Genomic DNA, 24,207 nt, shown 5'->3' on the forward strand with positions numbered 1-24,207 from the left:
TCAAACAATAAGCCAAACCCTTGTAGGTTTGGCTTATTATTATTGGGATATTACGTTTCTGAGGAGTGCACATGGACGTCATTCAACCTTGCATCAAAATTCAAGTTCACACCAAATACATCGAAGAACAGTCCAACCCAGAGCTACAACGCTACGTTTTCGCTTATATCATCACCATCAAAAACCTTAGCCAACAAACCGTACAGTTAGTGAGCCGCCGCTGGCTAATCACAGACTCGAACGGCAAGCAAATGACGGTTGAAGGTGACGGAGTGGTAGGCCAGCAGCCCTTTATTCCAAGCAATGATGAATACACGTACAGTAGCGGAACCGCGTTAGAAACCCCTGTCGGCGTTATGCAAGGACACTACAAAATGCTGGATGAGAAAGGGCAAGAGTTCATCACCGAAATCGAACCATTTCGCTTGGCTGTTCCAAATGTTTTAAATTAGTAAATTGGAGATTCAGTGGCTACCTATATTGTTGGTGACATCCAAGGCTGTTTTGATGAATTGCAGCGACTACTAGAAAAAGTATCTTTCTCTGCGAAAAAAGACCAACTTTGGCTTGCTGGTGATTTGGTCGCCAGAGGGCCTAAATCACTAGAAGCGTTACGCTTTGTGAAGTCACTTGGCGCAAGCGCAATCGTCGTGCTTGGTAATCACGACCTTCACCTTCTTGCAGTGGCTCACGGGATAAAAAAGGTCAAAGACAAAGATAGAACCGCACCTATTTTCACGGCCCCTGACAAAGAGGAACTACTGACATGGCTAGCTCAGCAACCTCTAATGGCCGAGCATGACGAGTTCGTGATGTGTCACGCTGGCATATCACCGCAGTGGAATCTAAAAACAGCGAGAAAGTGTGCCCGTGAAGTTGAGCGCATCATCCAAAGTGAAGAGCTGCCTTGGCTATTAAAAAACATGTACAGCAATCAACCTGATTCCTGGGATGACTCTCTACAGGGTTTGGACCGATACCGTTATATTATCAATGCTTTTACGCGGATGCGCTTTTGTTTCCCTGATGGTCGTTTGGATATGGATTGTAAATTGCCACCGCAACAAGTTTCCGGTAACGAACTTATTCCATGGTTTGATGTGCCTAAACGTATCCACTTAAACAAAGCGGTGCTCTTTGGGCACTGGGCTGCACTACAAGGCTATATGAACAACGAAGTCATCGGGCTAGATACTGGCTGCGTTTGGGGCGGAAGACTGACCATGATCCGTTGGGAAGATAAGAAAATTTTTACTCAGGATGCGTTAAGTTAAACACTGAATAACAGTCGATAATCCATAGTAGGAGGAATACCTGTCACTTAACACCTCCTGTAGGGTCAACGAGCCTTAACGAGACTAGGAATCTAATATCCTCGCGCTGCGAATAGATAGAAATACCTTTGACAACAAAGTACTCGTATAGAGGCTCCTGAATCTCGCTCTTTCGTCGCTTTTCAGGATGACGGTAGGTTGGGATGGCCGCTCGCTGTTATACGAACGGCATTACCGTATTAACTACGCGGTGTTAATCTCGAATTACTTTTCTAACACAGTAAAGCGCATGTTGTAGGCGTTCTTCTCATCGGCTTGATACATTTCTGAGTAAGTTTCCTTAAACTCGTCTCCCCAATCTGGGAACTGAGTATCACCATCAATGGCCGCTTCAATGTGTGTTACATACAGTTTATTGGCCATAGGCAGACAAGTGGTGTAAATCGCACCACCACCAATGATCATCACTTCTTCCACATCACCTGCGACTTCCAGAGCCTGCTCAATCGATGTTACGGTAGTGACGCCTTCGATCTTTAGTGTCTCATCACGGCTAATAACAATATTCAAGCGACCTGGTAAAGGGCGACCAATAGACTCATAGGTTTTGCGTCCCATCACAACCGGTTTTCCCATGGTACAACGCTTAAACCAAGCGAAATCGGCGGGAAGATGCCAAGGCATTTGATTGTCTTTGCCAATGATGCGATTGTCGGCCATAGCGGCAATCATACTAATGATCATGTTAGGTCCTTATACAATTGGTCTGCGGCGATAGAATAACAGCCCTGGAACCGCAAGACCAACAGCTAAACCTGCAATAATAAACATGGCCTTAAGAAAGTTTTCCATACAGGTTGCGACAAGCTCGGGTGAGTAGCCAACATGATTGATTTCTACCATAGCGATCATTGCTTTGTACGCAAACACACCCGGCACCATCGGGATCAAAGCAGCCACAGTAAACACTTTTGGATGCGCGAGAAAACGGTGAGACCAGTACACACCAATCATCCCAACTAACGTCGCAGCAAAAAAGGTTGCCCACTCAATAGGAATGCCAAACTGCATCATCAAGTAGCGGCTACCATGACCAATCGCGCCACCAACAGCGCAATACACTAAAGCTCTTTGTGGTACGTTAAAAACCAATGCAAATCCTACAGCGGGAATCGCCGCAAAAAACATGTCATTCAAAAGGCCAAACATCAATTCAAATAAACTCATTAGATTGCCCACCCCCAAATTCCAGTTACACTCATCGCAGCAACGATCCCCAAACATGTCGCCAACGTTAGTAAACTAGCCATCACAAATCGAGCAATCCCCATATTAATGTGGCCTTTCAACATATCTGCGACAGAGTTAATGAGTGGGAAACCAGGTACAAGCATTAATACTGACGATGCCATTGCTACGGTAGGTAGATTACCGATTTGGTAAATTTCCGCCTGTGCTGAAATTAAGGTGGTCACAAAAGCGGTCGCAGCAAAGTTCAATAGAGGGTTGAAATGACGATGACCAATTTCTTGGCGAACGATCATGCCACCAGCTGAAGCTAAAAAGGTCATAATGAATACTCCCCAATCACCACCAGCTAGATGACTGAATGCCGCACAAGACAAGCCAATCATAAACACCACCAACCAGCGGTTATAACGCTCTGGACTGATAGCGTTCAGCTTTTTCTGCGCCATGGTTGCATCGAGCAAACCACGCTCCATCATGATACAGATTCGTTGAATTTGCGTAATAACGCGCATATTGATGCCACGATCAGCGCAGCTTCGGGTGGTGGTGATGCAATGCCCATCCATTACCGTCGTCACAACCAATGCATTAGCTGATAGTGCTACCGCAACTTCATTCACCCCACAAGCTAGGCCAATACGACGCATAATATCGCTCACAAGAGTACTTTCAGCACCATGAGCAAGTAGCATTTGTCCGGCTTGGGCGACAAGACGAGAAATCGATCGTTGAGTAGATACCGCCAACTCTCTAGGCGGTATGGTTTCTAGAGTCATAAATAAGTCTAATTCCTTTTAGGGTGTTACTCATTCATACGCGCGAGGGCCAAACTAACCCTCAAAAAACACGACGTATCGGTTATTGTGCCGTAAATCACATCACCTAAATATGATTTAGATACAAAAAAAGCCGCAATAAATAATTGCGGCTTAATGAATTATAGGCAAACAGGCATTGTTTGACCGTTCTGATTAGTCACGAACGTAGACAACGTGACCGTCATCTTCTTCATCGTCCCAGTCATCCCAATCGTCGTCATCTTCAGTGATAACGTCTTTACCCGCCATCGCATCTTTATGGTAATCATCCCACATGAAGTTAACTTTATCTTCTTCAGCCACTTCTTCCTCTTCGCGAGGTAGGTTATCCATAAAGTCAGCCAGTTTGTAACAAAGCTCTTTAGTACCGTTACGATTGATCGCCGAGATCTTAAAGTACTCGTCTTCCCAACCTAGTGCGTCTAAGATTTCTTGGATCTTCTCATTCGCTTCTTCTTCAGGCATTAGATCAACTTTGTTGAACACTAACCAGCGCGGCTTACTTGCCAGTTTTTCGCTGTATTGTTCTAGTTCATCAATGATCGTCAATGCATTTTGCACCGGATCGGACTGATCAATTGGCATAATATCGATCATGTGCAGCAACACTCGACAACGCTCTAAGTGCTTCAAGAATCGAATACCAAGGCCAGCGCCATCTGCTGCACCCTCGATCAAACCAGGGATGTCTGCAACAACAAAACTTTTCTCTGGTACGACACTTACGACACCCAAGCTTGGGATCAAAGTCGTGAATGGGTAATCAGCGACTTTCGGTTTTGCTGCTGATACTGCGCGGATAAAGGTTGATTTACCAGCATTAGGTAGACCAAGCATACCCACATCAGCAAGAAGCAATAGCTCAAGGCGAATTTCGCGTACTTCACCTTTTGTACCCAATGTTCTCTGACGAGGCGCGCGGTTTACTGAAGATTTGAAACGCGTGTTACCTAGACCGTGCCAACCGCCTTTTGCGATCATCACTTTCTTACCGTGTTCAGCAACTTCCGCCACGATTTCATTTGTGTGGATATCCACAGCGCGCGTACCCACAGGTACACGAAGAACGATGTCTTTACCACGCTTACCTGTACAGTTACCACCGCGACCGTTTTCACCACGCTCAGCTTCGTAGAAGCGCTGGAAACGGTAATCAATCAGGGTATTTAGGTTTTCATCAGCTTGGATATAAACATCACCACCGTCACCGCCATCACCGCCATCAGGGCCACCTTTAGTGATGAATTTTTCACGCCAGAAACTGACAACGCCACTACCGCCATCACCAGCCTGAACTTTTACTACCGCTTCATCTACGAACTTCATCTTTTACTCCGACTACTTCGTGCGTGGATTAAATCTTACTATGTCATCCGACAATTTTAGCAGATGACAGATCTAAGCTCCCAGATTCAAATCGCTTAGGATCTTAGCGAGAAACTTCGATATGTCGACTGCCACAAATAAAAAACCCCGCCGATTCGGCAGGGCTTTTGAATTCAGCTTAAAGCTATTAAGTAATTTGGTTAAAAACCTAATTACTCAGCTTCGATGCTTACAAACTTACGGTTCTTAGGACCTTTCACTTCGAACTTCACTTTACCTTCAGTAAGAGCGAATAGAGTGTGGTCTTTACCGATACCTACGTTGTTACCAGCGTGGAACTTAGTACCACGTTGACGAACGATGATGTTACCTGCAAGTACAGATTCACCACCGAAACGCTTAACACCTAGACGTTTGCTTTCTGAATCGCGGCCGTTACGAGTAGAACCACCAGCTTTTTTGTGTGCCATTGTTAAACTCTCCTAATAGATTAAGCGTTGATACCAGTGATCTTCACTTCAGTGAACCACTGACGGTGACCCTGTTGCTTACGAGAGTGCTTACGACGACGGAACTTAACGATTTTAACTTTATCGCCACGACCGTGTTGTACAACTTCAGCAACAATTTTGCCGCCCTCTACAAGAGGAGCACCAACTTTGATGTCTTCGCCGTTAGCAACAAGAAGAACTTTATCAAATTCTACAGTTGCACCAGTTTCAACGTCTAATTTCTCTAAACGAAGAGTTTGACCTTCGCTTACACGGTGTTGTTTACCACCAGATTGGAAAACAGCGTACATATTTTACTCCGCTTTTTCCGCACAGCCTTTCTTGAGGGTGTGCGCTAAACTAATCATCAATAGGGCGCAGATTCTACAGAATAGATGCTCCTATGACAAGCCATATTTTGAAAAAATTGGCGAAAAGCTAATCGCCAAAGAAAAGTGCGGCAATCATGCCCTTTAGTAATGTATTAATCAACGTTTTTTAGTGTATTATTCGACAATTATATAAATCGAATAAGCCTTGCAGGGTCTAACTTCAGCCGGATATACGATGGATTTTAAAACTATCCAAGCGCTTACTGCCGATGACATGGCAAAAGTGAATGAAACAATTCAAGCCCAACTTAATTCTGATGTCTCTTTAATCAACCAGCTCGGTTTTTATATCGTGAGTGGTGGAGGCAAACGTCTAAGACCGCTTTTAGCGATACTGTCAGCCCGTGCACTTGGTTACCAAGGCAATGGTCATACAATGGCAGCTGCGTTTATTGAGTTCATCCATACAGCGACTTTGCTGCATGATGACGTGGTAGATGAATCAGACATGCGCCGTGGTAAAGCCACTGCGAATGCAGCATTTGGCAATGCGGCTAGCGTATTAGTTGGGGACTTTATCTATACACGCTCATTTCAGATGATGACGGAACTAGGATCCATGAAGATCCTTAAACTAATGAGCAATGCCGTAAACGTGATCGCCGAAGGTGAAGTACAGCAGTTGATGAACTGTAACGACCCTGACACGACAGAAGAAAGCTACATGCAAGTCATCTACTCTAAGACTGCGCGCTTATTTGAATCCGCAACTCAAATCGGTGCAATCTTAAATGATGCTCCTGAGCATGTGGAAATCGCAATGCAAAATTACGGTAAGTATCTAGGCACTGCGTTTCAGCTCATTGATGACGTCATGGATTACACTTCTGATGGCGAAGACATGGGTAAAAATGTGGGTGATGACTTGGCCGAAGGCAAGCCAACTTTGCCTCTACTCCATGCTATGCGTAATACCACACCAGAAAACGCCATCATGATTCGTGAAGCAATTGAGAAAGCGAATGGCATGGATCGCTTAGAAGAAATTCTTGCGGTCATGAAAGAAGCGGGCTCTCTGGAATACACAACGCAAAAAGCTCTAGAAGAAGCAGACAAAGCAATCGCAGAACTATCAGTGTTGCCAGAGTCTGAATACAAACAAGCGCTTGTTACTCTGGCTCATGTCGCAGTACAACGCACGAAGTAATCAATAGCTACCCATAACGCAAGACTTATAGCAAAAAGGAAGAGCATGCTCTTCCTTTTTTACGTTTGATACCTAATGACGACGCCGGAGGCGCTAGTAATATCTGTCACTACCGCCATGCAGTTGTGGATCATCTTCTATTTCATCAAAGCTAACGGCGAGCTGCTGTTCAGTCCCTTGTTTGGACAACAATACCGTCTCTGCTTCATGGTCGACCACTAATATCGTACCGACGCCTTGTTGGCACTCAACAACCATGCCTTTACGGATTCGACTCGCTTCCATCATCTTCTCCTTCACTACGTGGTTTTATTCGACCATTTTTACGAAGTTGAGAAATCAAGGATCAAAAAAGCCGATCAAAATGATCGGCTTTTTTCTTATATAGGCTTTCTAGATTACTTTGCGAATTCAACACCAATGTTGATGTCGCCATTTAGTGTTTCTAGCATACCGTCTAATGCAGACTTTTCGTAATCGCTGAGTTTGCCGTAGCTTAGTACTTCTTCAACGCCTTCTTTACCCAGTTTCACAGGTTGCGCGAAGTAAGTCGCGTGTTCGCCGTCGCCTTCAACGTAAGCGCACTCAACTACGCCTTCTTCACCTTGAAGAGCACGAACCAGAGACAGACCAAAGCGACATGCAGCTTGGCCCATTGATAGTGTTGCACTACCACCACCCGCTTTAGCTTCTACAACTTCAGTACCTGCATTTTGAATACGTTTCGTTAATGCTTCTACTTCTTCAGCTGTAAACTCAACACCTTCTACTTGAGACAGTAGAGGTAAGATCGTTACGCCAGAGTGACCACCAATAACTGGCACGCGAACGTCACCTGGATCTTTGTCTTTAAGCTCAGCAACAAACGTTTCTGAACGGATAACATCCAACGTTGTTACACCAAATAGACGACGCTTATCATAAACACCCGCTTTTTTAAGAACTTCAGCAGCAATTGGCACTGTTGTATTTACAGGGTTTGTGATGATACCAACACAAGCTTTCGGACAAACAACCGCAATCTTCTCCGCTAGCGATTTAACGATACCAGCGTTTACATTAAATAGATCCGCACGATCCATACCTGGCTTACGCGCAACACCAGCAGAAATTAGCACAACATCCGCGCCTTCTAGTGCTGGAGTAGGATCTTCACCAGCGTAACCTTTGATAGAAACTGGCGTAGGGATGTGGCTAAGATCAGCGGCCACACCAGGAGTTACTGGAGCAATATCATATAGGGCTAGATCAGAACCAGCAGGAAGACGGTTCTTAAGTAGAAGGGCCAGGGCTTGACCGATGCCACCAGCGGCACCAATAACGGCTACTTTCATGTAGTTCTCCTTGAGAGTATTTCTCTTATAAACGTATTCGTAGGGTAGTTTGTAACCAACTTAAATAAAGCTATCGGAATCACAACTTGATTACAATCAATTAACGCTAGCTTTGCGACCTCGCGCAACTCGCTGTTACCGTGCTACAAATGGGGCTTGGATTATTCTTTTATTCTGTTGAAATGACAAGGAATTCAAGAAAACAGATACAGCCCTACTTCAGCGCGCTAAAGAATTCTATGTGGTATATAGTTTACAGTGACGCATCTAACATAATCCTGGGACTCTTTGGCACCGCCTGAATATATATGCGAGAATATGCAAAATTGCTGACCCGTAATAAGAGATTTGTAATGACTATGCGCAATTCAGAAAAACAAGACAACTTAGTTCGCGCCTTTAAAGCCCTGTTAAAAGAAGAAAGCTTTGGCTCACAGGGCGAGATTGTTGACGCACTCAAACAGCAAGGGTTTGAGAGTATCAACCAATCTAAAGTCTCACGTATGCTGACTAAATTTGGCGCCGTCCGTACGCGCAATGCAAAAATGGAAATGGTTTACTGTCTTCCTGCTGAGCTAGGTGTCCCAACAGTCAGCAGTTCTCTGCGTGAACTAGTACTAGACATCGATCGTAACGCAGCGTTAGTAGTAATTCACACTGGCCCAGGTGCAGCACAGTTGATTGCTCGCTTGCTTGATTCACTCGGTAAATCCGAAGGTATTCTTGGTGTTGTCGCAGGTGACGATACCATTTTCATTACGCCAACCATGGCAATTACGACTGAGCAACTCTTCAAATCAGTGTGCGAGCTGTTCGAATATACTGGTTAAGTTCTATAAAGCTTCAATCAGCTAACTCATTGTGGGTTATAAAAGAAGTCTCATTTTGTAGCCCATAATTTATGTAAATTTTTTGCTTACTCCGCTCATTCTTTAACCATCCATTTTGTGATTAACATCACGCAATTGATCTTTTTCATTTCAGTCACTAAACGTTAATTAAGCAATTGTTTTAAAAAGAATTAAATCACAAATTGAATCCTATCCCCTGATACAAAATTCAGACTTATCAACTATAACATTTAACAATTGGATAATTTTCTGCCAATTTTTTGTTATGATTCGCTCGCTTTTTCAAACGATTGGATTGAAAAAGGTGCCGTTTCCAAATAGGAAACTCCAGAAGTGATTTATGGTTATTTCCGGGTAAATAATGAATATAAGGAAGGGAAATTCATGGCATTTAACAAACTTCTCAAAGTAGGCGCTATCGCTGCAGCCGTAATGGGCGCAGGCGCAGTTAACGCTCAAGAGTTTATTACCATCGGTACTGGCTCTGTGACAGGTGTTTACTACCCAACTGGTGGTGCTATCTGTAAGTTGGTAAATAAAGGTCGTAAAGACCACAACATCCGTTGTTCAGTAGAATCGACTGGTGGCTCAATTTACAACGTTAACACTATCCGTGCAGGCGAATTAGATTTTGGTATCGTGCAATCGGATTGGCAGTACCACGGCTACAACGGTACGAGCAAGTTTGAAGAACAAGGCCCGTACAAGAAGCTACGCGCAATGTTCTCTCTTCATACAGAACCTTTCAACATCATTGCGCGTGCAGATTCAGGTATTGAAAACGTTGAAGACCTGAAAGGTAAGCGCGTAAACATCGGTAATCCAGGCTCTGGTGACCGTGCAACGATGGGCGTTGTCATGGAAGCGATGGGTTGGACAAACGACAGCTTCAAATTGGCGTCTGAGCTAAAAGGCTCTGAACGCTCTCAAGCACTTTGTGATAACAAAATTGACGCCTTCATTTACATGGTCGGCCACCCGAACGGTTCAATCAAAGAAGCAACCACATCATGTGATGCGAAGCTAGTTTCAGCAACAGGCCCTAAAATCGATAAAATTGTTGCCGACAACCCATACTACGCCTTTAGCTCAGTACCGGCTGGTATGTACCGCGGTACAGACAAAGACGTAAACAGCTTTGGTGTTGCAGCAACAATGGTAACGACCTCTGATGTTTCAGACGATGTCGCTTACAACGTGGCAAAAGCTGTGTTTGAAAACTTTGATACCTTCAAACGTCTACACCCTGCATTCGCAAACTTGAAGAAAGAAGACATGGTGAAAGCTGGTCTTTCTATTCCTCTTCACCCAGGTGCAGAAAAATACTACAAAGAAATGGGTCTAATTAAGTAATTTCCTCAGACTCTACATACAGGCAGGAAAGAATATTTTCTGCCTGTTTGAGCATACAGGTTGTAGCACGTTCTAACTGTATGCTTCATTCGCCAGTTTTCTTCTGAAAACTGCGAGCTCATACCCAAGAAAACTTAAACGCCGCCTAACAGAGTACCCAACAATCAACACTTTGAGTTCAGGCAGCAAAATACTCGAAAGCAAACTTCGCTCCATTCACTACACTGATAGAGGCGAAGTGTGGTTCTCGATAAAAATCAGACAGGACCATCAATAATAAGGAAAAAGTACATGGCGACGAATCAAGCTCCGTCACAAGATGTGCAAGAAATGGTGGCTCAGGCAGACACAGGTGCACGTAGCCCTTCGGGAATGCAAGGACGAATCCTTTGGTTTGTTCCTCTGTGTTGGTCACTATTTCAATTATGGTACGCATCCCCGTTACCATTTATTTTCAATTTTGGCGTACTGAACGACACGGAAGCGCGATCTATCCACCTTACTTTCGCGATCTTTTTGGCTTTCACTGCTTATCCAGCGATGAAGAATTCTCCTCGCGATCATATCCCTCTTGTTGATTGGATACTCGCGTTGGCTGGCAGCTTTTCAGCAGCCTATATATACCTTTTTTATACCGAGCTAGCAGGACGCTCAGGCGCACCGACAACGGTTGATATCGTTGTTGCTGTTATCGGTATGCTCCTCCTTTTAGAAGCAACACGCCGAGCACTTGGTCCACCATTAATGGTCGTGGCTGCTGTTTTCCTTACTTACACCTTTGCAGGCCCTTACATGCCTGACGTTATCGCGCACAAAGGGGCAAGCTTGAACAAGGCCATGTCTCACTTGTGGCTAACAACAGAAGGCGTATTTGGGGTTGCGCTAGGTGTTTCTACCTCTTTTGTCTTCTTGTTTGTATTGTTTGGAGCAATGCTGGAACGCGCTGGTGCTGGTGCTTACTTCATTAAAGTTGCCTTCTCGTTACTTGGCCATATGAAAGGTGGTCCAGCTAAAGCGGCCGTTGTTGCATCAGGTTTATCTGGTCTGGTTTCTGGTTCTTCAATCGCAAACGTAGTAACAACTGGCACCTTTACGATTCCACTGATGAAGCGTGTTGGCTTTCCCGGCACAAAAGCGGGTGCGGTAGAGGTAGCGGCTTCAACCAATGGTCAGTTAACACCGCCAATCATGGGTGCAGCAGCATTTTTGATGGTGGAATACGTCGGTATCTCCTACGTTGAGGTGATTAAAGCCGCCCTACTTCCAGCGCTAATCTCTTATATTGCTTTAATTTACATTGTTCACCTTGAAGCGTGTAAAGCAGGCATGACAGGGCTTCCTCGTCGCCACAACCCAACACTAGTACAAAGTCTGCTGTCCTTTACTGGCACAATCTTAGGATTGTGTGTGATCAGCGCATTGGTTTACTACGGAGTGGGTTGGACAAAGGACGTCTTTGGTGATGCCGCGACACCAATTGTTACCGTCGCACTATTAATCGCGTACGTTGGGTTGGTGAAAGTCTCAGCAAATCACGTGCAAGATGGCGCAATTGAGATTGATGCAGAATTAACAGAAGTACCTGATCCTGGCCCAACCGTTAAGTCAGGCTTGCACTACCTACTCCCTATCGTCGTATTGGTTTGGTGTTTGACTGTCGAACGTTTCTCACCTGGTCTTTCGGCATTCTGGGCAACGGTGTTCATGATTTTCATTTTGCTTACTCAACGTCCGTTGATTGCACTGCTGTCAAAGCAAGGTGATATGCTTCAGCAAACCAAAGATGGCTTTGTCGATCTTGCCGAGAGCTTAGTTTCTGGTGCGCGCAATATGATTGGTATCGGCGTTGCAACCGCGGCAGCGGGCACCGTAGTTGGTGTTGTTACACTAACGGGTATCGGACTAGTGATGACCGACTTCGTCGAGTTTATCTCTGGTGGCAGTATCATTCTTATGCTGCTGTTTACCGCCATCATTAGCTTGGTTCTGGGGATGGGTCTGCCAACAACGGCGAACTACATCGTGGTCTCTACGCTAATGGCGCCGGTTATTGTTACGCTCGGCGCGGCGCATGGCTTGATTATTCCGTTGATAGCGGTGCACTTGTTCGTTTTCTACTTTGGTATTTTGGCCGACGATACCCCACCTGTAGGTCTTGCGGCTTTTGCAGCAGCAGCGATTGCGAAATCAGATCCAATTCGTACCGGTATCCAAGGTTTTACTTACGATATTCGAACCGCTATTTTGCCGTTCATGTTTGTGTTCAATACCCAGTTATTGTTAATGGGGATCGACTCTTGGTGGCATTTGGCACTCACGGTCATTTCATCGATCATTGCAATGCTGATATTCTCTGCGGCAACTCAAGGGTGGTGGTTCACGCGTAACAAGTGGTGGGAAACAGTCCTATTATTAGTACTGACATTTTCGTTTTTCCGTCCAGGTTTTTGGTGGGACATGCTGTACCCAGCGAAAGTTCTTTCTCCTGGCGTTGAGGTAGCTCAAATCACGGAAACACTAAATGTAGGAGAATCATTGGAGTTACGTGTTGCCGGTGAAAACCTTGAGGGCGACTACATTGAGAAAACGGTTCGTCTTCCATTCGAAGACAGTGCGACAACAGCAGACGCACGTATTTCATCTATGGGTCTGATGCTGACCGAAAGTGACAACAAAATGATTGTCGATATGGTTGAATTTGGTAGTCCAGCAGAGTCCGCAGGTATCGACTTTGATTGGGAAATCAAGTGGGTTATCCAGGATGCAGACCGTCCGATGAAAGAGTGGGTGTTTGTACCATGCTTAATGATTTTGCTGGTGCTTGCAATGAACCAAAAACGTCGTGCTCGTAAGGAACAATTGAGCGCATAACCGATTTGGCCCCGAGGATAAAGGGGCCTTAATGAGAGACATTGAATGTACAAACAAATTCTTGTTCCGGTTGATCTAAATGACCAAGGCTTTTCAGACCGAGCGGTTGAACTAGCGGTTTGGCAGGCAAAGCAAGCAAATGCTCAAATCCATCTTCTGACGGTACTACCTGGTATTCACATGTCGATGGTTGCCACATACTTTCCGAAAGATGCTGCAGCCAAAATGAAGCAAGACGTGAAGCAGCAACTAAAAGCTTTCGCTAATGAGCATATTGCTGAAGATGTGGTTTACCAAGTGCATGTTGCTGAAGGCAAGGCCTACGCGACCATTCTTGATTATGCAGAACGTTTAGGCGCTGATCTCATCATTATGCCAAGCCACAAACGCTCTAAAATCAATAAAGTAATGCTTGGCTCTGTCGCGAGTAAGGTTGTGGAATATTCTCCAATCAATGTGATGATCGTAAAACCGCAAGGCTAAGTAAATACAGAAACGAAAAAGGACGCTAACATTAGCGTCCTTTTTATATTAAACAAGTAAGGGTTATGCCATCACTGGGTAATCGGTATAACCTTCTGCTCCACCCAAATAAAAGTGTTCTGGTTTCGCCTCATTAAGAGGTGCATTTTTCTTAAACCGCTCAACTAAATCTGGGTTTGCGATAAAGGGAACGCCAAATGCGACCACATCAACTTTGTTTTCTGCAATTGCTGTTGCCGCTTCTTGTGCACTGTAGCCCACGTTCGCCATTAAGTGACCTTGATAGTTTTCGCGTGCTGGCTTGAGAACATCTGCTTTTTGTACGCCTTTCAGATCCGCACGCATCACGTGCCAATAAGCAAGATCGAAAGAATTAAGTTGCTCTGCTAAGTAACGCACCAAACCAACTGGATCACTGTCTTTCATGTCATTAAATCCATTTAGCGGAGATGTACGCAGACCGACTCTTCCGGGTCCCCACACCTCAACGACTTCTTTCACTATCTCAAGTAAAAATCGAGCACGATTTTCAACCGAGCCACCGTATTCATCGGTACGTAAATTTGAGCCGTCACGAAGGAAGTTATCAATAAGATAACCATTGGCGCCATGTATCTCGACCCCATCAAAGCCTGCTTTCTTGGCGTTTTCTGCACCTTGTTTAAACGCCGCAACAATGGAAGCTATCTCATCCACTTCGAGTGCTCGTGGTACCGTATATGCTTGCTTACCCGAAGGGGTATGGACTAATTCATCACGAATGGCCAATGCGCTCGCCGCTACAGGTGTTTTTCCTTCATTCAGATCAGGATGACAAGCTCGTCCCGCATGCCAAATTTGCAGTACAATCTTACCGCCTCTCTCATGAACCGCATCCGTTACCTTTTTCCAAGCTGCGATTTGCTCTTCGTTGTAAATACCCGGCTCTGCCATGAAAGCAGACGTACCTTCCATCACCATGGTGCATTCAGCAATGATAAGTCCGGCACTCGCACGTTGAGCGTAGTATTCAACCATAAGGTCATTAGGAATATGGTCTGCGCCAGCACGAGCTCGCGTTAAAGGCGCCATAATGGCACGGTTATCTAATGCTAATTGACCGAGTTCGATAGGAGAAAATAAGTCTACAGAGTTGGACATGTTGTTTACCTCAAATGACAATAACTTGATGGCTAAGGATGAGGTGCCAGACTATAATCAGATTAATATTGAAACAATATGGATAATTGAAAGTGATTGTTCGGAATTTAGAAACAATTGACTTTAGAACGCTTTCTATCTTTGTCACAAGCTGTCGACTACTGAGCTTAACCAAGTGCGCGCTGGAGTTAAACCTACCGAAATCTACTGTTAGTAAAGCCATAACCAAACTCGAACAACACTTTGAAGCCAAACTGCTAGAGCGCACAACCCGAAAGTTAGTGATCACCGAAGCTGGCCAAATGGTTTTAGAGCGTGCTGCAAGCTTAGTTGAGGAATTCCACTCAATTGGCCATGACGTTCAGGAGATGGAACAACAGATCCAAGGCCGGCTGCGTATTTCCGCGCCACCAGCGTTGGATGCGTATATGGCGGAGCACATCTTTTTGCCATTTTTAAAACAATGGCCAAAAGTACAAATTGCGTTAGAAGCATCGAACGATTTTGTTGATCTGTTTTCACACGGCTTTGATATGGCAATTAGAGTCGGTCAGATAGTTGATGATCGATTAATCGCGAAAAAATTAGGCTATACCACTCGAGTCCTGGCTGCTAGCCCTGAGTATTTAGCTGAGTTCGGCGTACCTGAAACGCCAGAAGACCTGACAAAACATAACTGTTTGAGGTATCAATATGTTTCAGAAATAGGACCTTGGACGCTGATCTCACACGATAATACCGTCAATGTTTCAATAACCAGTAACTTCTCAAGTACAACTGTAGAAGCAATATTAAAAGGCGCACTTAAAGGACTAGGCATCGCGAACTTACCTGTGCAGAACATGACGCAAGAGCTAGAAAGTGGCACCTTAGTCAGAGTGTTACCGCAATGGCACACGGTACCAATGCCTATTTATTTAGTCTATCGTCCTGGAGCAAACCGCCCACGGCGTGTACAAGCAATGATTGACCATATCATGAGCTTAAGATCTCAATTTGAATTTGGCCCTCGGCATGGTTTGTGTTGCGGAGAAGCATAACCTAGCAACTATCAGGCACTAGCATGCTGCTCGGATAAATGCCGCAAGCTTCTCACTAGCATGCTGTTCACTCAATGCAGACATATCACCCGCGGCTTCCACTTTACCATCTGCCACAAACACAAAGTGGCTGGCAATCGCTTTGGCATCGCTTAAATGGTGCGTGACCATCAATACAGTTATTCCCTGCTCTGCTGCGAGTTTTTTTACCAAGCTCAGCATCTCTTCACGCAACACCGGATCAAGCGCCGAGAACGGCTCATCCAATAGCCACATGGGATGAGGCTGAACAAAACAACGCGCTAAGGCAACACGTTGACGCTGGCCACCAGAAAGATGCTCTGGCAAACGGTCGAGGTACTCTGCAACACCAACTTGCTGCGCGGCTTGTTCAATCTGACGATTTTGGTCCACCGTAAGCTTTAGCCCTGGGTGTAAGCCCAAACCGATGTTGTCACGCACCGATAAGTGAGCAAACAAATTGTGCTCTTGGAACAACATAGAGAACGGACGCAGATAAGGCTCTTTACGCACAATGGACTCACCATCAACACAAATATCACCACGGTCAGGATGGATGAATCCTGCCACCAACGCCAGCAAGGTTGACTTCCCTGCCCCACTTGGTCCCATCAGCGACACAATCTGTCCTTGCTCAATCGTTAAGTCAAAACGAAACAGTTCACGTTGGTAGGTGTACTGCACATCATCCAACACTAACATTACGCTCTCTCCTTCGTTTTCAATACTTTCTCAATCAAGGCAAAACAGCCCACACTCAACAACAATAGGGTCACCGATACCACCGCAGCTGCGTCCATCTGATAACTGCCAAGCAACTGGAACAAATACAAAGGTAAGGTACGAAACTCTTGTCCACCAAACAGTGCTATGGCACTTAAATCCCCTATTGCAAACATAAAGCTGATCGCAAACGCATGTGCAAACGGCTTGCGTAGCGCCTGCCACTCCACCACTTTAAACCGTTGCCAGCCACGCATGCCTAAGCTGGCACATACATACTGATACTGTTGTTCAATGTGCAGCATTGGCTGCGCTAGCGTTTTGATCACGTAAGGCAAAGCCATCAAACCGTTCACCAAAATCACGACAAAAAATGCCAAGCTAAAAACATCGGTAAATGCGCGCAGTAGTAAGAATAAACCGGTGCTAATCACCAGACCTGGAGTCACCAAAATAATGGTGCCGATTAACTCTATCTGATCGGCTCGCGTGTTTTTGTACTGCAACCGCCAACGGCGACTGGTCAATAGTATGGCCACCCCTGCAGCGACCGCAAGCACGCTAGCGACACAGGCGACTTTGAGGGAGTTCAATAGCGCAAACCAAAAACGCTCATCGGTTAATACTGTCCAAACTTGTTGGTTGATGCCACTCAGTAACACCATCAATAACGGCGGTATTACCAGTAAAAAGGCACCTATGATCCAAAAGCTATCCCAAGCTTTTGACCACCCATGATCCTTCGTTAAATATTGCTGTACCGATGTGCTTCCAGCACTGATAGAAACAGGCCTTGTTAACTTCTGCACTCCAATAGCAAGCAGTCCACATAACAGCATCTGCCACAGCGCCAATAACGCCCCAGCTTGTAAATCAAAATCAAACTTAATCGCTTGGTAAATGGCCAATTCAATGGTGGTGGATTTTGGCCCGCCCCCCAACGCCATTACAGTGGCAAAACTGGTAAAGCACAACATAAACACCAACCCACAAACGTGGGGAAGCTGCTGCCTTAAACGCGGCCATTCTACCCAGCGAAACTTATCCCAATGGCTCATCCCAAGATGCGCGCAAAGCTTATGCTGCTCGGCAGGAATAGACTCCAAGGCTTGCAGAAGCAATCGTGCCGCGTAAGGTAAATTAAAGAACACATGGGCGAGTAAAATGCCGTTCAAACCGTAAATAGAGAATGGCAGTTTAGTGTCGAAACTTTGCAACCACTGCGCCAACAAACCACTGTTGCCATAAATCGCTAACAGCCCAAAAACACCAACCAAAACCGGCAAAACCAGTGTCGATGCAAACAGCTTAAGCAGTAATGATTTACCAATAAATTGGCGACGCGAAAGTGCGTGCGCTACTGGAATGGCAAAGCCAACACTGAGCAATGTGGAAAGAAACGCTTGGTAGAAACTGAACTTGGTGACATGTTGATAGTACGGGTCGCCCCATACCACAGACACATCAAGTGAAGGGGCTTGAACAATCAAAGCACCTAGGGCAGAAATAACAAAGGTCGCGATGATCATCGCGACCCCTAAACCTATTTTTGGAACAGAATTCAAAGGTAAAACCTATCTCATTCAGATGAGGGTGGAAACGTCAGCTAAAACGTCAATGCGCTTTGCCATTCGCGAATCCAAGACTTACGCATTTTTGCCACTTCATCAGCACTAAAGCTCAACGACTTGCTTGGAACACTCAAAGTTTCAAAACCTTTAGGTAACTCAACGTCAGTGACTGGGTACATCCAGTTACCCGTTGGCATCGCCGATTGGAACTCATCACTTAAAATGAAACTCATAAATTGATCAGCAAGTTCTGAATTTTTTGCCCCTTTCACTTTGGCGGCGACTTCAACTTGCATGTAGTGGCCTTCAGCAAAATTCGCCGTCGCAAACTTCGAATCGTTTTCCGCAATTAAGTGGTACGCAGGTGAGGTGGTGTAAGAAAGCACTAAATCGGACTCACCATTGAGGAACATGGAATACGCTTCAGACCAACCTTTCGTGACCGTTACGGTTTTGCTCGCTAGCTTCTGCCACGCTTGCGTCACATCGTCGCCATAAATAGATTTCATCCATAGCATCAAGCCTTGGCCCGGCGTTGAAGTCCGCGGATCTTGGTAAATCACTTTCAGATCGTCGCGCGTTTCCACCAGCTCTTTCATGCTTTTCGGCGGATTAGTCATTTTCTCTTTGTTGTACACAAACGCGAAGTAGCCGTAATCGTACGGTACAAACGTCGTGTCGCTCCAACCGTTTGGTAACACTGTATTGGACGTATCTACATTGTGCTCGGCAAGCAGACCGGTTTTCTTCGCTTCTGCCATCAGATTGTTATCCAAACCTAATACGATGTCCGCTTTGCTATTACCGCCTTCAAGACGAAGACGATTCAGAATCGACACACCATCGTCCAACGCTACGAAGTTAACGTCACAGCCACATTTTGCTTCAAAAGCTTGCTCGATTTTAGGACCCGGCCCCCAATCTGCGGCAAAAGAGTCGTAGGTATAGATGGTTAATGTGTTTTCAGCGGCAAACGCTGAAGTAGAGGTGATTGCAGCTAAGGCAATCAGATTTAGAGTGGGTTTCACTGCTCGCTCTCCATGAGTATTTCAGAGAAATAAGTTGAGCGGCACAGGGTTTGAGGCGGCTATTAAGGACTTCCAATATCCAGACTCAATTCCTACGCCAGCATTATCTGGTTCAGGTAATACGGGTCCCTAGTTAAACACTTAGGTCTCAGCGCCCCAATGCATTGATTGACTCAATGCTAAATGGGTTTGCTCCCCGATGAGTTGGATGGATTGTAAAGGTATTTGAGTGGTTACACAATCAGCTCACGAGCGCTGGTCATAACCCCAACGAGGCACCAAACCTTGCTCAATACCTAAGTGGTCAAGAATTCTCGCCACCATAAAATCCACTAAGTCTTCAATACTCTTTGGCTGATGATAGAAGCCTGGAGCTGCTGGCATGATGGTGACGCCCATTTGCGACAGTTTGTGCATGTTCTCCAGATGTAGCGTTGAAAATGGTGTTTCGCGAACCACGAGCAACAGCTGCCCGCGCTCTTTCATTACCACATCAGCGGCCCGCTCGATCAAGTTATCTGACATACCATGCGCAATCGCTGCAACGCTTCCCGCAGAACATGGGCAAACCACCATTTGCTTTGGTGCAGCAGAACCAGACGCAACCGGTGAGAACCAGTCATCTTTACCGCAAACGGTGATGTTATCGGGATTGCAGTTCAGGTGCTCTACCAATGCTTGCTGCGCTGCTTCTGGACCACTTGGCAGCTTAAGATTATGCTCGGTTGCCATCACAACACGAGCTGCCGAAGAAATCAGAACGTAGACATGATAATCCGCCGCAACCAAGCATTCTAAAAGACGAAGGCCGTAGGGAGCACCAGAAGCCCCCGTTAATGCCAACGTGATGGCTTTTTTGTGAGAGGGTTGTGTTTTGTTTTGCATATCAATCAGGCTTTTTGTTTTAACTGCTCAAGAAGTTTTCCGTGAATACCACCGAAGCCACCATTACTCATGACTAGAATTTGGTCACCTGCTCGCGCACGTTCGACGATCTTGGCTACAAAGTTATCTATATCCGCATCGAAAAACGCTGGCTGTTTGCATTGGTCGGCAATGTCTTGCACAGACCACTCGATATTATCTGGCTGGAACAAGAAGACTTCATCTGCACTGTGTAGTGACTCTGCAAGTGTGTTTTTGTGTACACCACGCTTCATGGTGGCAGAACGCGGCTCTAACACAGCAAGGATGCGTTTTTCACCTACCTTGTTACGCAAACCACCGACAGTAAGTTCAATTGCCGTTGGGTGATGCGCAAAATCATCGTAAACCGTCACACCTTGTTCTTCACCTTTCAGCTCTAAACGGCGCTTGGTATTGATGAAACGCCCTAATGCCTGGCAAGCAAGATCCGGAGTGACTCCAACATGTCGTGCAGCAGCGATCGCCATCAGTGCATTATCCACATTATGGTCACCCACCAAATTCCATTCGACGGTACCAACCTTCTCGCCTTGCAACGCAACGTCAAATTTTGAGCCATCAAGCACTAATTTGTGCGCTTGCCAGTCACCATTCTCACCAGAGAACTGTTTTTCAGTCCAGCAGCCACGCTCTAATACATCCGCTAACGCCTGATCTTTTCTCGGCGCTAAGATCAATCCATTGCCCGGTACAGTTCGCACTAAATGATGGAATTGGCGCTTGATCGCTTCTAGATCATCGAAGATATCAGCATGATCAAACTCAAGATTGTTCATGATTAAAGTGCGAGGATGGTAATGCACAAACTTAGAACGCTTATCGAAAAAAGCACTGTCATATTCGTCCGCTTCAACGACAAAAAACATACTTTCACCCAAACGAGCAGACACTCCGAAGTTACCGAGTACCCCACCGACTAAGAAACCCGGTTGATAACCACAATCTTCAAGTATCCAAGCAAGCATGCTCGACGTGGTCGTTTTCCCATGTGTACCCGATACCGCCAATACCCAACGATCATGCAGCAAAAACTCGTTGAGCCACTGCGGGCCAGAGGTGTAACGCATGTTAGTGTTGAGCACATGCTCGACACAAGGGTTGCCACGGCTCATCGCATTACCAATCACCACAAGATCTGGTTGAGGGTCGAGTTGAGACGGGTCAAAGCCTTCAATAATTTCAATACCTTGAGACTCAAGCAGTGTGCTCATTGGCGGATAAACGTTGGCATCAGAACCAGTGACTTTATGTCCTAATTGGCGCGCTAGAATCGCTGCGCCGCCCATAAATGTGCCACAGATACCCAAGATATGAATGTGCATAAACTAAACCTTGTAATGCGTTTTTTAATGCTTTCATTATCGCGATTACCGCCTGAAAAGCGAGTGACTTTAGCCTTCTTCTTGCAGTCCCTTTCACAAATATGACAAGGTTGAACACAGACTGTACAACCTCTTGCTTACTGATGAATCCCTCAAACAAGTCTACAAATAAATTGAGATCTCAAACAGTTACTTCATTACCATTAAAAAGATCTGCGACTTAAACTTACATCCAGCGCAATCGTTTAACATCCATAAAGAGATGCTCACTTGCGCACTACCCCCAATGAAATGAAAATGTAAGGATTAACCATGTCAGGACTGCGCACCCTAGGCGAGTTCATTGTCGAAAAACAAGCGGATTTCCCCCACGCTAGCGGTGATCTATCATCCCTTTTAGCCTCCATTCGTTTAGCTGCAAAAATCGTTAACCGCGAAATCAACGCAGCGGGTCTCGGTGATATCACTGGTGCTGTAGGCACGGAAAATGTCCAAGGTGAAGATCAGCAAAAGCTCGATGTTTACGCGAACGATAAGTTCAAAGCCGCGCTTGAAGCTCGTGATCAAGTGTGTGGCGTTGCCAGTGAAGAAGAAGACGAAGCAGTTGCGTTCAATAAAGAACTCAACCAAAACGCCAAATATGTAGTACTGATGGACCCACTTGATGGTTCTTCTAACATCGATGTGAACGTCTCTGTTGGTACTATCTTCTCGATTTACCGTCGTGTTTCTCCAATCGGTACTCCACCAACTGAAGAAGACTTCCTACAACCTGGTCACAAGCAAGTGGCTGCGGGCTACGTGATTTACGGCTCCTCCACCATGTTGGTATACACAACTGGTAACGGCGTAAACGGCTTTACTTACGACCCATCTATCGGCAGCTTCTGTCTTTCTCATGAAAACATGATGATTCCTGATGATGGTAAGATCTACTCCATCAACGAAGGTAATTACATTCGTTTCCCTCAAGGGGTGAAGAAGTACATCAAGTACTGCCAAGAAAACGTGCCAGAAGACGGTCGCCCATACACTTCTCGCTACATTGGCTCGCTGGTTGCTGATTTCCACCGCAACCTACTGAAAGGTGGTATCTACCTTTACCCAAGCACACAAAGCCACCCACAAGGCAAGCTACGCCTGCTTTACGAATGTAACCCTATGGCATTCCTCATTGAGCAAGCTGGCGGCATTGCATCGGACGGCGTGAATCGCATTATGGACATCAAGCCTACTGAGTTGCACCAGCGTGTACCTTTCTTTGTGGGTTCGAAGAACATGGTTCGCAAAGTTGAAGAGTTCCTTGAACTGCACCGCGACGAAGAATAATTTCAGACCTTTGTCCAACGCGGCAGGTGTTTACCTGCCGCGTTTTTGTCGCTAAAGTGAAACGCGAATTTATCATCAGATGAAGCCGCTTTTGTGTGACTCATCGTTAATGAAAAGGAATATTCTAATGAGCTTAAACCATGTACCAGCAGGCAAGTCGCTGCCTGAAGATATCTATGTCGTTATCGAAATTCCTGCAAATGCAGATCCAATCAAGTACGAAGTAGATAAAGACTCTGGTGCTGTATTTGTCGACCGTTTCATGTCTGCACCAATGTTCTACCCATGCAACTATGGCTACGTGAACAATACCCTGTCTCTTGATGGCGACCCAGTCGACGTATTGGTACCAACACCATACCCACTCATGCCAGGTTCAGTCATTCGCTGCCGTCCTGTTGGCGTTTTGAAGATGACAGATGAATCGGGTGAAGATGCAAAAGTGTTTGCGGTTCCCCACTCAAAAATCTCGAAAGAGTACGAGCACATCCAAGATGTGGACGATATCCCAGAACTACTGAAAGCGCAGATCACGCAATTCTTTGAGCGTTACAAAGAGCTTGAAGCAGGCAAATGGGTGAAAGTGGATGGGTGGGCAGATGTTGCTGCCGCTAAAGCTGAGATCCTAGAATCTTACGAGCGCGCTCAGAAAAAATAAGCATCACTGCTGATACAAAACTAAAAAGAGCTGCTCTAGGGCAGCTCTTTTGCTTTCATCTTACCTGTGTCAACTAGATAGGTGCGCCTGCTGAAGACATTCGTCCAGCGTCGTAATCATGTTGAAAGAAGGGGTCAACGTCATCACAAATGCCAAAATACGGGCGCCCGATAACACCGAGCATATAAGCACTTTGCTCGCAATACTCTTGCTTACCTTGCTGGTAACCCGCTTGATAAGCCATTATCAGTTCTGGCGTCGCATGGTTAACATCATCCAGCTTCGCAATTCGCTCCTCAGATAACTCCCGTAATCCATCTAAAGCTGACTGCTTACCAAACACTTGCCAATCGGTCACATTATTCGAAGTCGGTAGTGTTGTTTGTGCGCATGCAGCAAGAAGCAACGCCATTACTCCAATTACGAATGCTTTCATCGTGACTCCTTAGTGTTTAGCTCGTTGCTATTGATAATGTCAGTATAGCTCACACCTTTTGACACCAATCTCCGGAAGCGATTTCTTCGGTTAATTGCTCAGTATCTTGATATAAGTAGATCCAAGCTTGGCCAAAAGGCGTAACGATGCTCTCTCGGCGATATTCCACTGGCACATCTTCTAACCTATCTAGCTCAGATAAGGTTTCACTGTCAATCAGGTACACCTCACCTTGAATCGAGCGTTGCCCAACAGACAACGCTGGATAAGGGCCTAAGTCATACATTGCAAATTGAGCATCCGTTTCATGTAAACCAAGAAACTGCGCCGAGCGCAAATACTGATGGTTGTACTCTCCCTTGCGTAACGTGCCGTAGACAAAAATCAAATGCTGCATAACCACTCCTTAGTCATGACTGTA

The 24,207-nt window shown here is 45.6% G+C and carries 26 protein-coding genes and 1 riboswitch; of the genes, 10 read left to right on the plus strand and 16 right to left on the minus strand.

What is annotated here, in order from left to right:
* The first annotated feature begins 71 nt into the window (after positions 1-71).
* Together apaG and apaH are read left to right on the plus strand one after the other, a co-directional pair.
* Positions 72-452: a Co2+/Mg2+ efflux protein ApaG gene (gene apaG / locus R7F07_RS20795; RefSeq protein WP_005379668.1), complete on the plus strand. Its 381-nt coding sequence runs from the start codon at positions 72-74 to the stop codon at positions 450-452.
* Positions 453-467: 15 nt separating this feature from the next.
* Positions 468-1,274, plus strand: a complete 807-nt coding sequence (gene apaH, locus R7F07_RS20800; RefSeq protein WP_054574252.1) for a bis(5'-nucleosyl)-tetraphosphatase (symmetrical) ApaH — start codon at positions 468-470, stop codon at positions 1,272-1,274.
* A gap of 264 nt (positions 1,275-1,538) precedes the next feature.
* On the opposite strand, the gene folA is transcribed toward apaH, so the two are convergent.
* The 6 genes from folA to rplU form a co-directional block, all read right to left on the minus strand.
* Positions 1,539-2,018 carry a type 3 dihydrofolate reductase gene (folA, locus tag R7F07_RS20805; RefSeq protein WP_005379666.1) on the minus strand — a complete coding sequence of 160 codons (480 nt, stop codon included), beginning with the start codon at positions 2,016-2,018 and terminating at the stop codon, positions 1,539-1,541.
* A 9-nt stretch (positions 2,019-2,027) separates the two neighbouring features.
* Positions 2,028-2,501 carry a threonine/serine exporter family protein gene (locus R7F07_RS20810; RefSeq protein ID WP_053306852.1) on the minus strand — a complete coding sequence of 158 codons (474 nt, stop codon included), beginning with the start codon at positions 2,499-2,501 and terminating at the stop codon, positions 2,028-2,030.
* A complete protein-coding gene (locus R7F07_RS20815; RefSeq protein WP_005383089.1) occupies positions 2,501-3,301 on the minus strand; it encodes a threonine/serine exporter family protein in 801 nt (266 codons plus the stop codon). The genes R7F07_RS20810 and R7F07_RS20815 overlap by 1 nt, the downstream gene beginning before the upstream one ends.
* A 195-nt stretch (positions 3,302-3,496) precedes the next feature.
* Positions 3,497-4,669, minus strand: coding sequence for an Obg family GTPase CgtA (cgtA, locus tag R7F07_RS20820; protein ID WP_042522432.1), 1,173 nt, complete (start codon positions 4,667-4,669; stop codon positions 3,497-3,499).
* A gap of 212 nt (positions 4,670-4,881) precedes the next feature.
* The gene (gene rpmA, locus R7F07_RS20825) at positions 4,882-5,139 is read right to left on the minus strand and encodes a 50S ribosomal protein L27 (RefSeq protein WP_005383095.1); all 258 of its coding nucleotides are present in this window, start codon (positions 5,137-5,139) and stop codon (positions 4,882-4,884) included.
* 20 nt (positions 5,140-5,159) lie between these two features.
* Entirely contained in the window at positions 5,160-5,471 is a 312-nt protein-coding gene (gene rplU, locus R7F07_RS20830; RefSeq protein WP_005383096.1) for a 50S ribosomal protein L21, read from the minus strand.
* Positions 5,472-5,727: 256 nt separating this feature from the next.
* On the opposite strand from rplU, the gene ispB reads away from it, so the two are divergent.
* A complete protein-coding gene (gene ispB, locus R7F07_RS20835; protein WP_005383097.1) occupies positions 5,728-6,699 on the plus strand; it encodes an octaprenyl diphosphate synthase in 972 nt (323 codons plus the stop codon).
* Between the two features lie 93 nt (positions 6,700-6,792).
* On the opposite strand, the gene R7F07_RS20840 is transcribed toward ispB, so the two are convergent.
* Both R7F07_RS20840 and mdh read right to left on the minus strand, forming a co-directional pair.
* A complete protein-coding gene (locus R7F07_RS20840; protein WP_005379661.1) occupies positions 6,793-6,984 on the minus strand; it encodes a hypothetical protein in 192 nt (63 codons plus the stop codon).
* Positions 6,985-7,097: 113 nt separating this feature from the next.
* Positions 7,098-8,033: a malate dehydrogenase gene (mdh, locus tag R7F07_RS20845; protein ID WP_005379660.1), complete on the minus strand. Its 936-nt coding sequence runs from the start codon at positions 8,031-8,033 to the stop codon at positions 7,098-7,100.
* A 359-nt stretch (positions 8,034-8,392) separates the two neighbouring features.
* Here mdh and argR point away from each other — a divergent pair, with 359 nt between their 5' ends.
* The 4 genes from argR (at position 8,393) to R7F07_RS20865 (ending at position 13,591) form a co-directional block, all read left to right on the plus strand.
* Complete coding sequence (gene argR / locus R7F07_RS20850; RefSeq protein ID WP_005379659.1) at positions 8,393-8,863, plus strand: transcriptional regulator ArgR; 471 nt, start codon at positions 8,393-8,395, stop codon at positions 8,861-8,863.
* Positions 8,864-9,268: 405 nt separating this feature from the next.
* Complete coding sequence (locus R7F07_RS20855; RefSeq protein ID WP_005379657.1) at positions 9,269-10,237, plus strand: TAXI family TRAP transporter solute-binding subunit; 969 nt, start codon at positions 9,269-9,271, stop codon at positions 10,235-10,237.
* A 291-nt stretch (positions 10,238-10,528) separates the two neighbouring features.
* Positions 10,529-13,108 carry a TRAP transporter permease gene (locus tag R7F07_RS20860; protein ID WP_017820274.1) on the plus strand — a complete coding sequence of 860 codons (2,580 nt, stop codon included), beginning with the start codon at positions 10,529-10,531 and terminating at the stop codon, positions 13,106-13,108.
* 45 nt (positions 13,109-13,153) lie between these two features.
* The gene (locus R7F07_RS20865; RefSeq protein WP_171342786.1) at positions 13,154-13,591 is read left to right on the plus strand and encodes a universal stress protein; all 438 of its coding nucleotides are present in this window, start codon (positions 13,154-13,156) and stop codon (positions 13,589-13,591) included.
* A gap of 63 nt (positions 13,592-13,654) precedes the next feature.
* Here R7F07_RS20865 and R7F07_RS20870 read toward each other — a convergent pair whose 3' ends face one another.
* Positions 13,655-14,731 (minus strand): alkene reductase, encoded by a 1,077-nt coding sequence (locus tag R7F07_RS20870; protein ID WP_025768366.1) that lies wholly within the window; start codon positions 14,729-14,731, stop codon positions 13,655-13,657.
* Positions 14,732-14,823: 92 nt separating this feature from the next.
* Here R7F07_RS20870 and R7F07_RS20875 point away from each other — a divergent pair, with 92 nt between their 5' ends.
* A complete protein-coding gene (locus tag R7F07_RS20875) occupies positions 14,824-15,771 on the plus strand; it encodes a LysR family transcriptional regulator (RefSeq protein ID WP_005379650.1) in 948 nt (315 codons plus the stop codon).
* A gap of 18 nt (positions 15,772-15,789) precedes the next feature.
* On the opposite strand, the gene thiQ is transcribed toward R7F07_RS20875, so the two are convergent.
* From thiQ to mpl, 5 genes are all read right to left on the minus strand, one after another.
* The gene (thiQ, locus tag R7F07_RS20880; protein WP_171342788.1) at positions 15,790-16,494 is read right to left on the minus strand and encodes a thiamine ABC transporter ATP-binding protein; all 705 of its coding nucleotides are present in this window, start codon (positions 16,492-16,494) and stop codon (positions 15,790-15,792) included.
* The gene (thiP, locus tag R7F07_RS20885) at positions 16,494-18,080 is read right to left on the minus strand and encodes a thiamine/thiamine pyrophosphate ABC transporter permease ThiP (protein WP_171342789.1); all 1,587 of its coding nucleotides are present in this window, start codon (positions 18,078-18,080) and stop codon (positions 16,494-16,496) included. Before thiP ends, thiQ begins: the two co-directional genes overlap by 1 nt.
* A 41-nt stretch (positions 18,081-18,121) precedes the next feature.
* Positions 18,122-19,114: a thiamine ABC transporter substrate binding subunit gene (gene thiB, locus R7F07_RS20890; protein ID WP_171342790.1), complete on the minus strand. Its 993-nt coding sequence runs from the start codon at positions 19,112-19,114 to the stop codon at positions 18,122-18,124.
* A gap of 72 nt (positions 19,115-19,186) precedes the next feature.
* A riboswitch (TPP riboswitch) is annotated at positions 19,187-19,323 on the minus strand.
* 37 nt (positions 19,324-19,360) lie between these two features.
* Positions 19,361-19,999: a flavin prenyltransferase UbiX gene (locus R7F07_RS20895; RefSeq protein ID WP_033906022.1), complete on the minus strand. Its 639-nt coding sequence runs from the start codon at positions 19,997-19,999 to the stop codon at positions 19,361-19,363.
* 5 nt (positions 20,000-20,004) lie between these two features.
* Complete coding sequence (gene mpl / locus R7F07_RS20900) at positions 20,005-21,363, minus strand: UDP-N-acetylmuramate:L-alanyl-gamma-D-glutamyl-meso-diaminopimelate ligase (RefSeq protein WP_171342792.1); 1,359 nt, start codon at positions 21,361-21,363, stop codon at positions 20,005-20,007.
* A gap of 312 nt (positions 21,364-21,675) precedes the next feature.
* Here mpl and fbp point away from each other — a divergent pair, with 312 nt between their 5' ends.
* Both fbp and ppa read left to right on the plus strand, forming a co-directional pair.
* A complete protein-coding gene (fbp, locus tag R7F07_RS20905; RefSeq protein ID WP_005383114.1) occupies positions 21,676-22,692 on the plus strand; it encodes a class 1 fructose-bisphosphatase in 1,017 nt (338 codons plus the stop codon).
* Positions 22,693-22,819: 127 nt separating this feature from the next.
* A complete protein-coding gene (ppa, locus tag R7F07_RS20910; protein ID WP_005379635.1) occupies positions 22,820-23,350 on the plus strand; it encodes an inorganic diphosphatase in 531 nt (176 codons plus the stop codon).
* Positions 23,351-23,423: 73 nt separating this feature from the next.
* On the opposite strand, the gene R7F07_RS20915 is transcribed toward ppa, so the two are convergent.
* Positions 23,424-23,786, minus strand: a complete 363-nt coding sequence (locus tag R7F07_RS20915; protein ID WP_017633454.1) for a DUF2799 domain-containing protein — start codon at positions 23,784-23,786, stop codon at positions 23,424-23,426.
* Positions 23,787-23,835: 49 nt separating this feature from the next.
* Positions 23,836-24,183, minus strand: coding sequence for a gamma-glutamylcyclotransferase (locus tag R7F07_RS20920; protein WP_017633453.1), 348 nt, complete (start codon positions 24,181-24,183; stop codon positions 23,836-23,838).
* Positions 24,184-24,207 lie beyond the last annotated feature (24 nt).

The sequence above is a fragment of the Vibrio sp. YT-16 genome, assembly GCF_033337405.1.
In the GTDB taxonomy this organism is placed as follows: Bacteria; Pseudomonadota; Gammaproteobacteria; order Enterobacterales; family Vibrionaceae; genus Vibrio; species Vibrio alginolyticus.

Excerpts from the sequence above, each read along its gene's own strand:
- apaG (WP_005379668.1), top strand. The coding sequence starts at position 72 with ATGGACGTCATTCAACCTTGCATCAAAATTCAAGTTCACACCAAATAC.
- folA (WP_005379666.1), bottom strand. The coding sequence starts at position 2,018 with ATGATCATTAGTATGATTGCCGCTATGGCCGACAATCGCATCATTGGC.
- R7F07_RS20810 (WP_053306852.1), bottom strand. The coding sequence starts at position 2,501 with ATGAGTTTATTTGAATTGATGTTTGGCCTTTTGAATGACATGTTTTTT.
- R7F07_RS20815 (WP_005383089.1), bottom strand. The coding sequence starts at position 3,301 with ATGACTCTAGAAACCATACCGCCTAGAGAGTTGGCGGTATCTACTCAA.
- cgtA (WP_042522432.1), bottom strand. The coding sequence starts at position 4,669 with ATGAAGTTCGTAGATGAAGCGGTAGTAAAAGTTCAGGCTGGTGATGGC.
- rpmA (WP_005383095.1), bottom strand. The coding sequence starts at position 5,139 with ATGGCACACAAAAAAGCTGGTGGTTCTACTCGTAACGGCCGCGATTCA.
- rplU (WP_005383096.1), bottom strand. The coding sequence starts at position 5,471 with ATGTACGCTGTTTTCCAATCTGGTGGTAAACAACACCGTGTAAGCGAA.
- ispB (WP_005383097.1), top strand. The coding sequence starts at position 5,728 with ATGGATTTTAAAACTATCCAAGCGCTTACTGCCGATGACATGGCAAAA.
- R7F07_RS20840 (WP_005379661.1), bottom strand. The coding sequence starts at position 6,984 with ATGGAAGCGAGTCGAATCCGTAAAGGCATGGTTGTTGAGTGCCAACAA.
- mdh (WP_005379660.1), bottom strand. The coding sequence starts at position 8,033 with ATGAAAGTAGCCGTTATTGGTGCCGCTGGTGGCATCGGTCAAGCCCTG.
- argR (WP_005379659.1), top strand. The coding sequence starts at position 8,393 with ATGCGCAATTCAGAAAAACAAGACAACTTAGTTCGCGCCTTTAAAGCC.
- R7F07_RS20855 (WP_005379657.1), top strand. The coding sequence starts at position 9,269 with ATGGCATTTAACAAACTTCTCAAAGTAGGCGCTATCGCTGCAGCCGTA.
- R7F07_RS20860 (WP_017820274.1), top strand. The coding sequence starts at position 10,529 with ATGGCGACGAATCAAGCTCCGTCACAAGATGTGCAAGAAATGGTGGCT.
- R7F07_RS20865 (WP_171342786.1), top strand. The coding sequence starts at position 13,154 with ATGTACAAACAAATTCTTGTTCCGGTTGATCTAAATGACCAAGGCTTT.
- R7F07_RS20870 (WP_025768366.1), bottom strand. The coding sequence starts at position 14,731 with ATGTCCAACTCTGTAGACTTATTTTCTCCTATCGAACTCGGTCAATTA.
- thiQ (WP_171342788.1), bottom strand. The coding sequence starts at position 16,494 with ATGTTAGTGTTGGATGATGTGCAGTACACCTACCAACGTGAACTGTTT.
- R7F07_RS20895 (WP_033906022.1), bottom strand. The coding sequence starts at position 19,999 with ATGCAAAACAAAACACAACCCTCTCACAAAAAAGCCATCACGTTGGCA.
- mpl (WP_171342792.1), bottom strand. The coding sequence starts at position 21,363 with ATGCACATTCATATCTTGGGTATCTGTGGCACATTTATGGGCGGCGCA.
- fbp (WP_005383114.1), top strand. The coding sequence starts at position 21,676 with ATGTCAGGACTGCGCACCCTAGGCGAGTTCATTGTCGAAAAACAAGCG.
- ppa (WP_005379635.1), top strand. The coding sequence starts at position 22,820 with ATGAGCTTAAACCATGTACCAGCAGGCAAGTCGCTGCCTGAAGATATC.
- R7F07_RS20915 (WP_017633454.1), bottom strand. The coding sequence starts at position 23,786 with ATGAAAGCATTCGTAATTGGAGTAATGGCGTTGCTTCTTGCTGCATGC.
- R7F07_RS20920 (WP_017633453.1), bottom strand. The coding sequence starts at position 24,183 with ATGCAGCATTTGATTTTTGTCTACGGCACGTTACGCAAGGGAGAGTAC.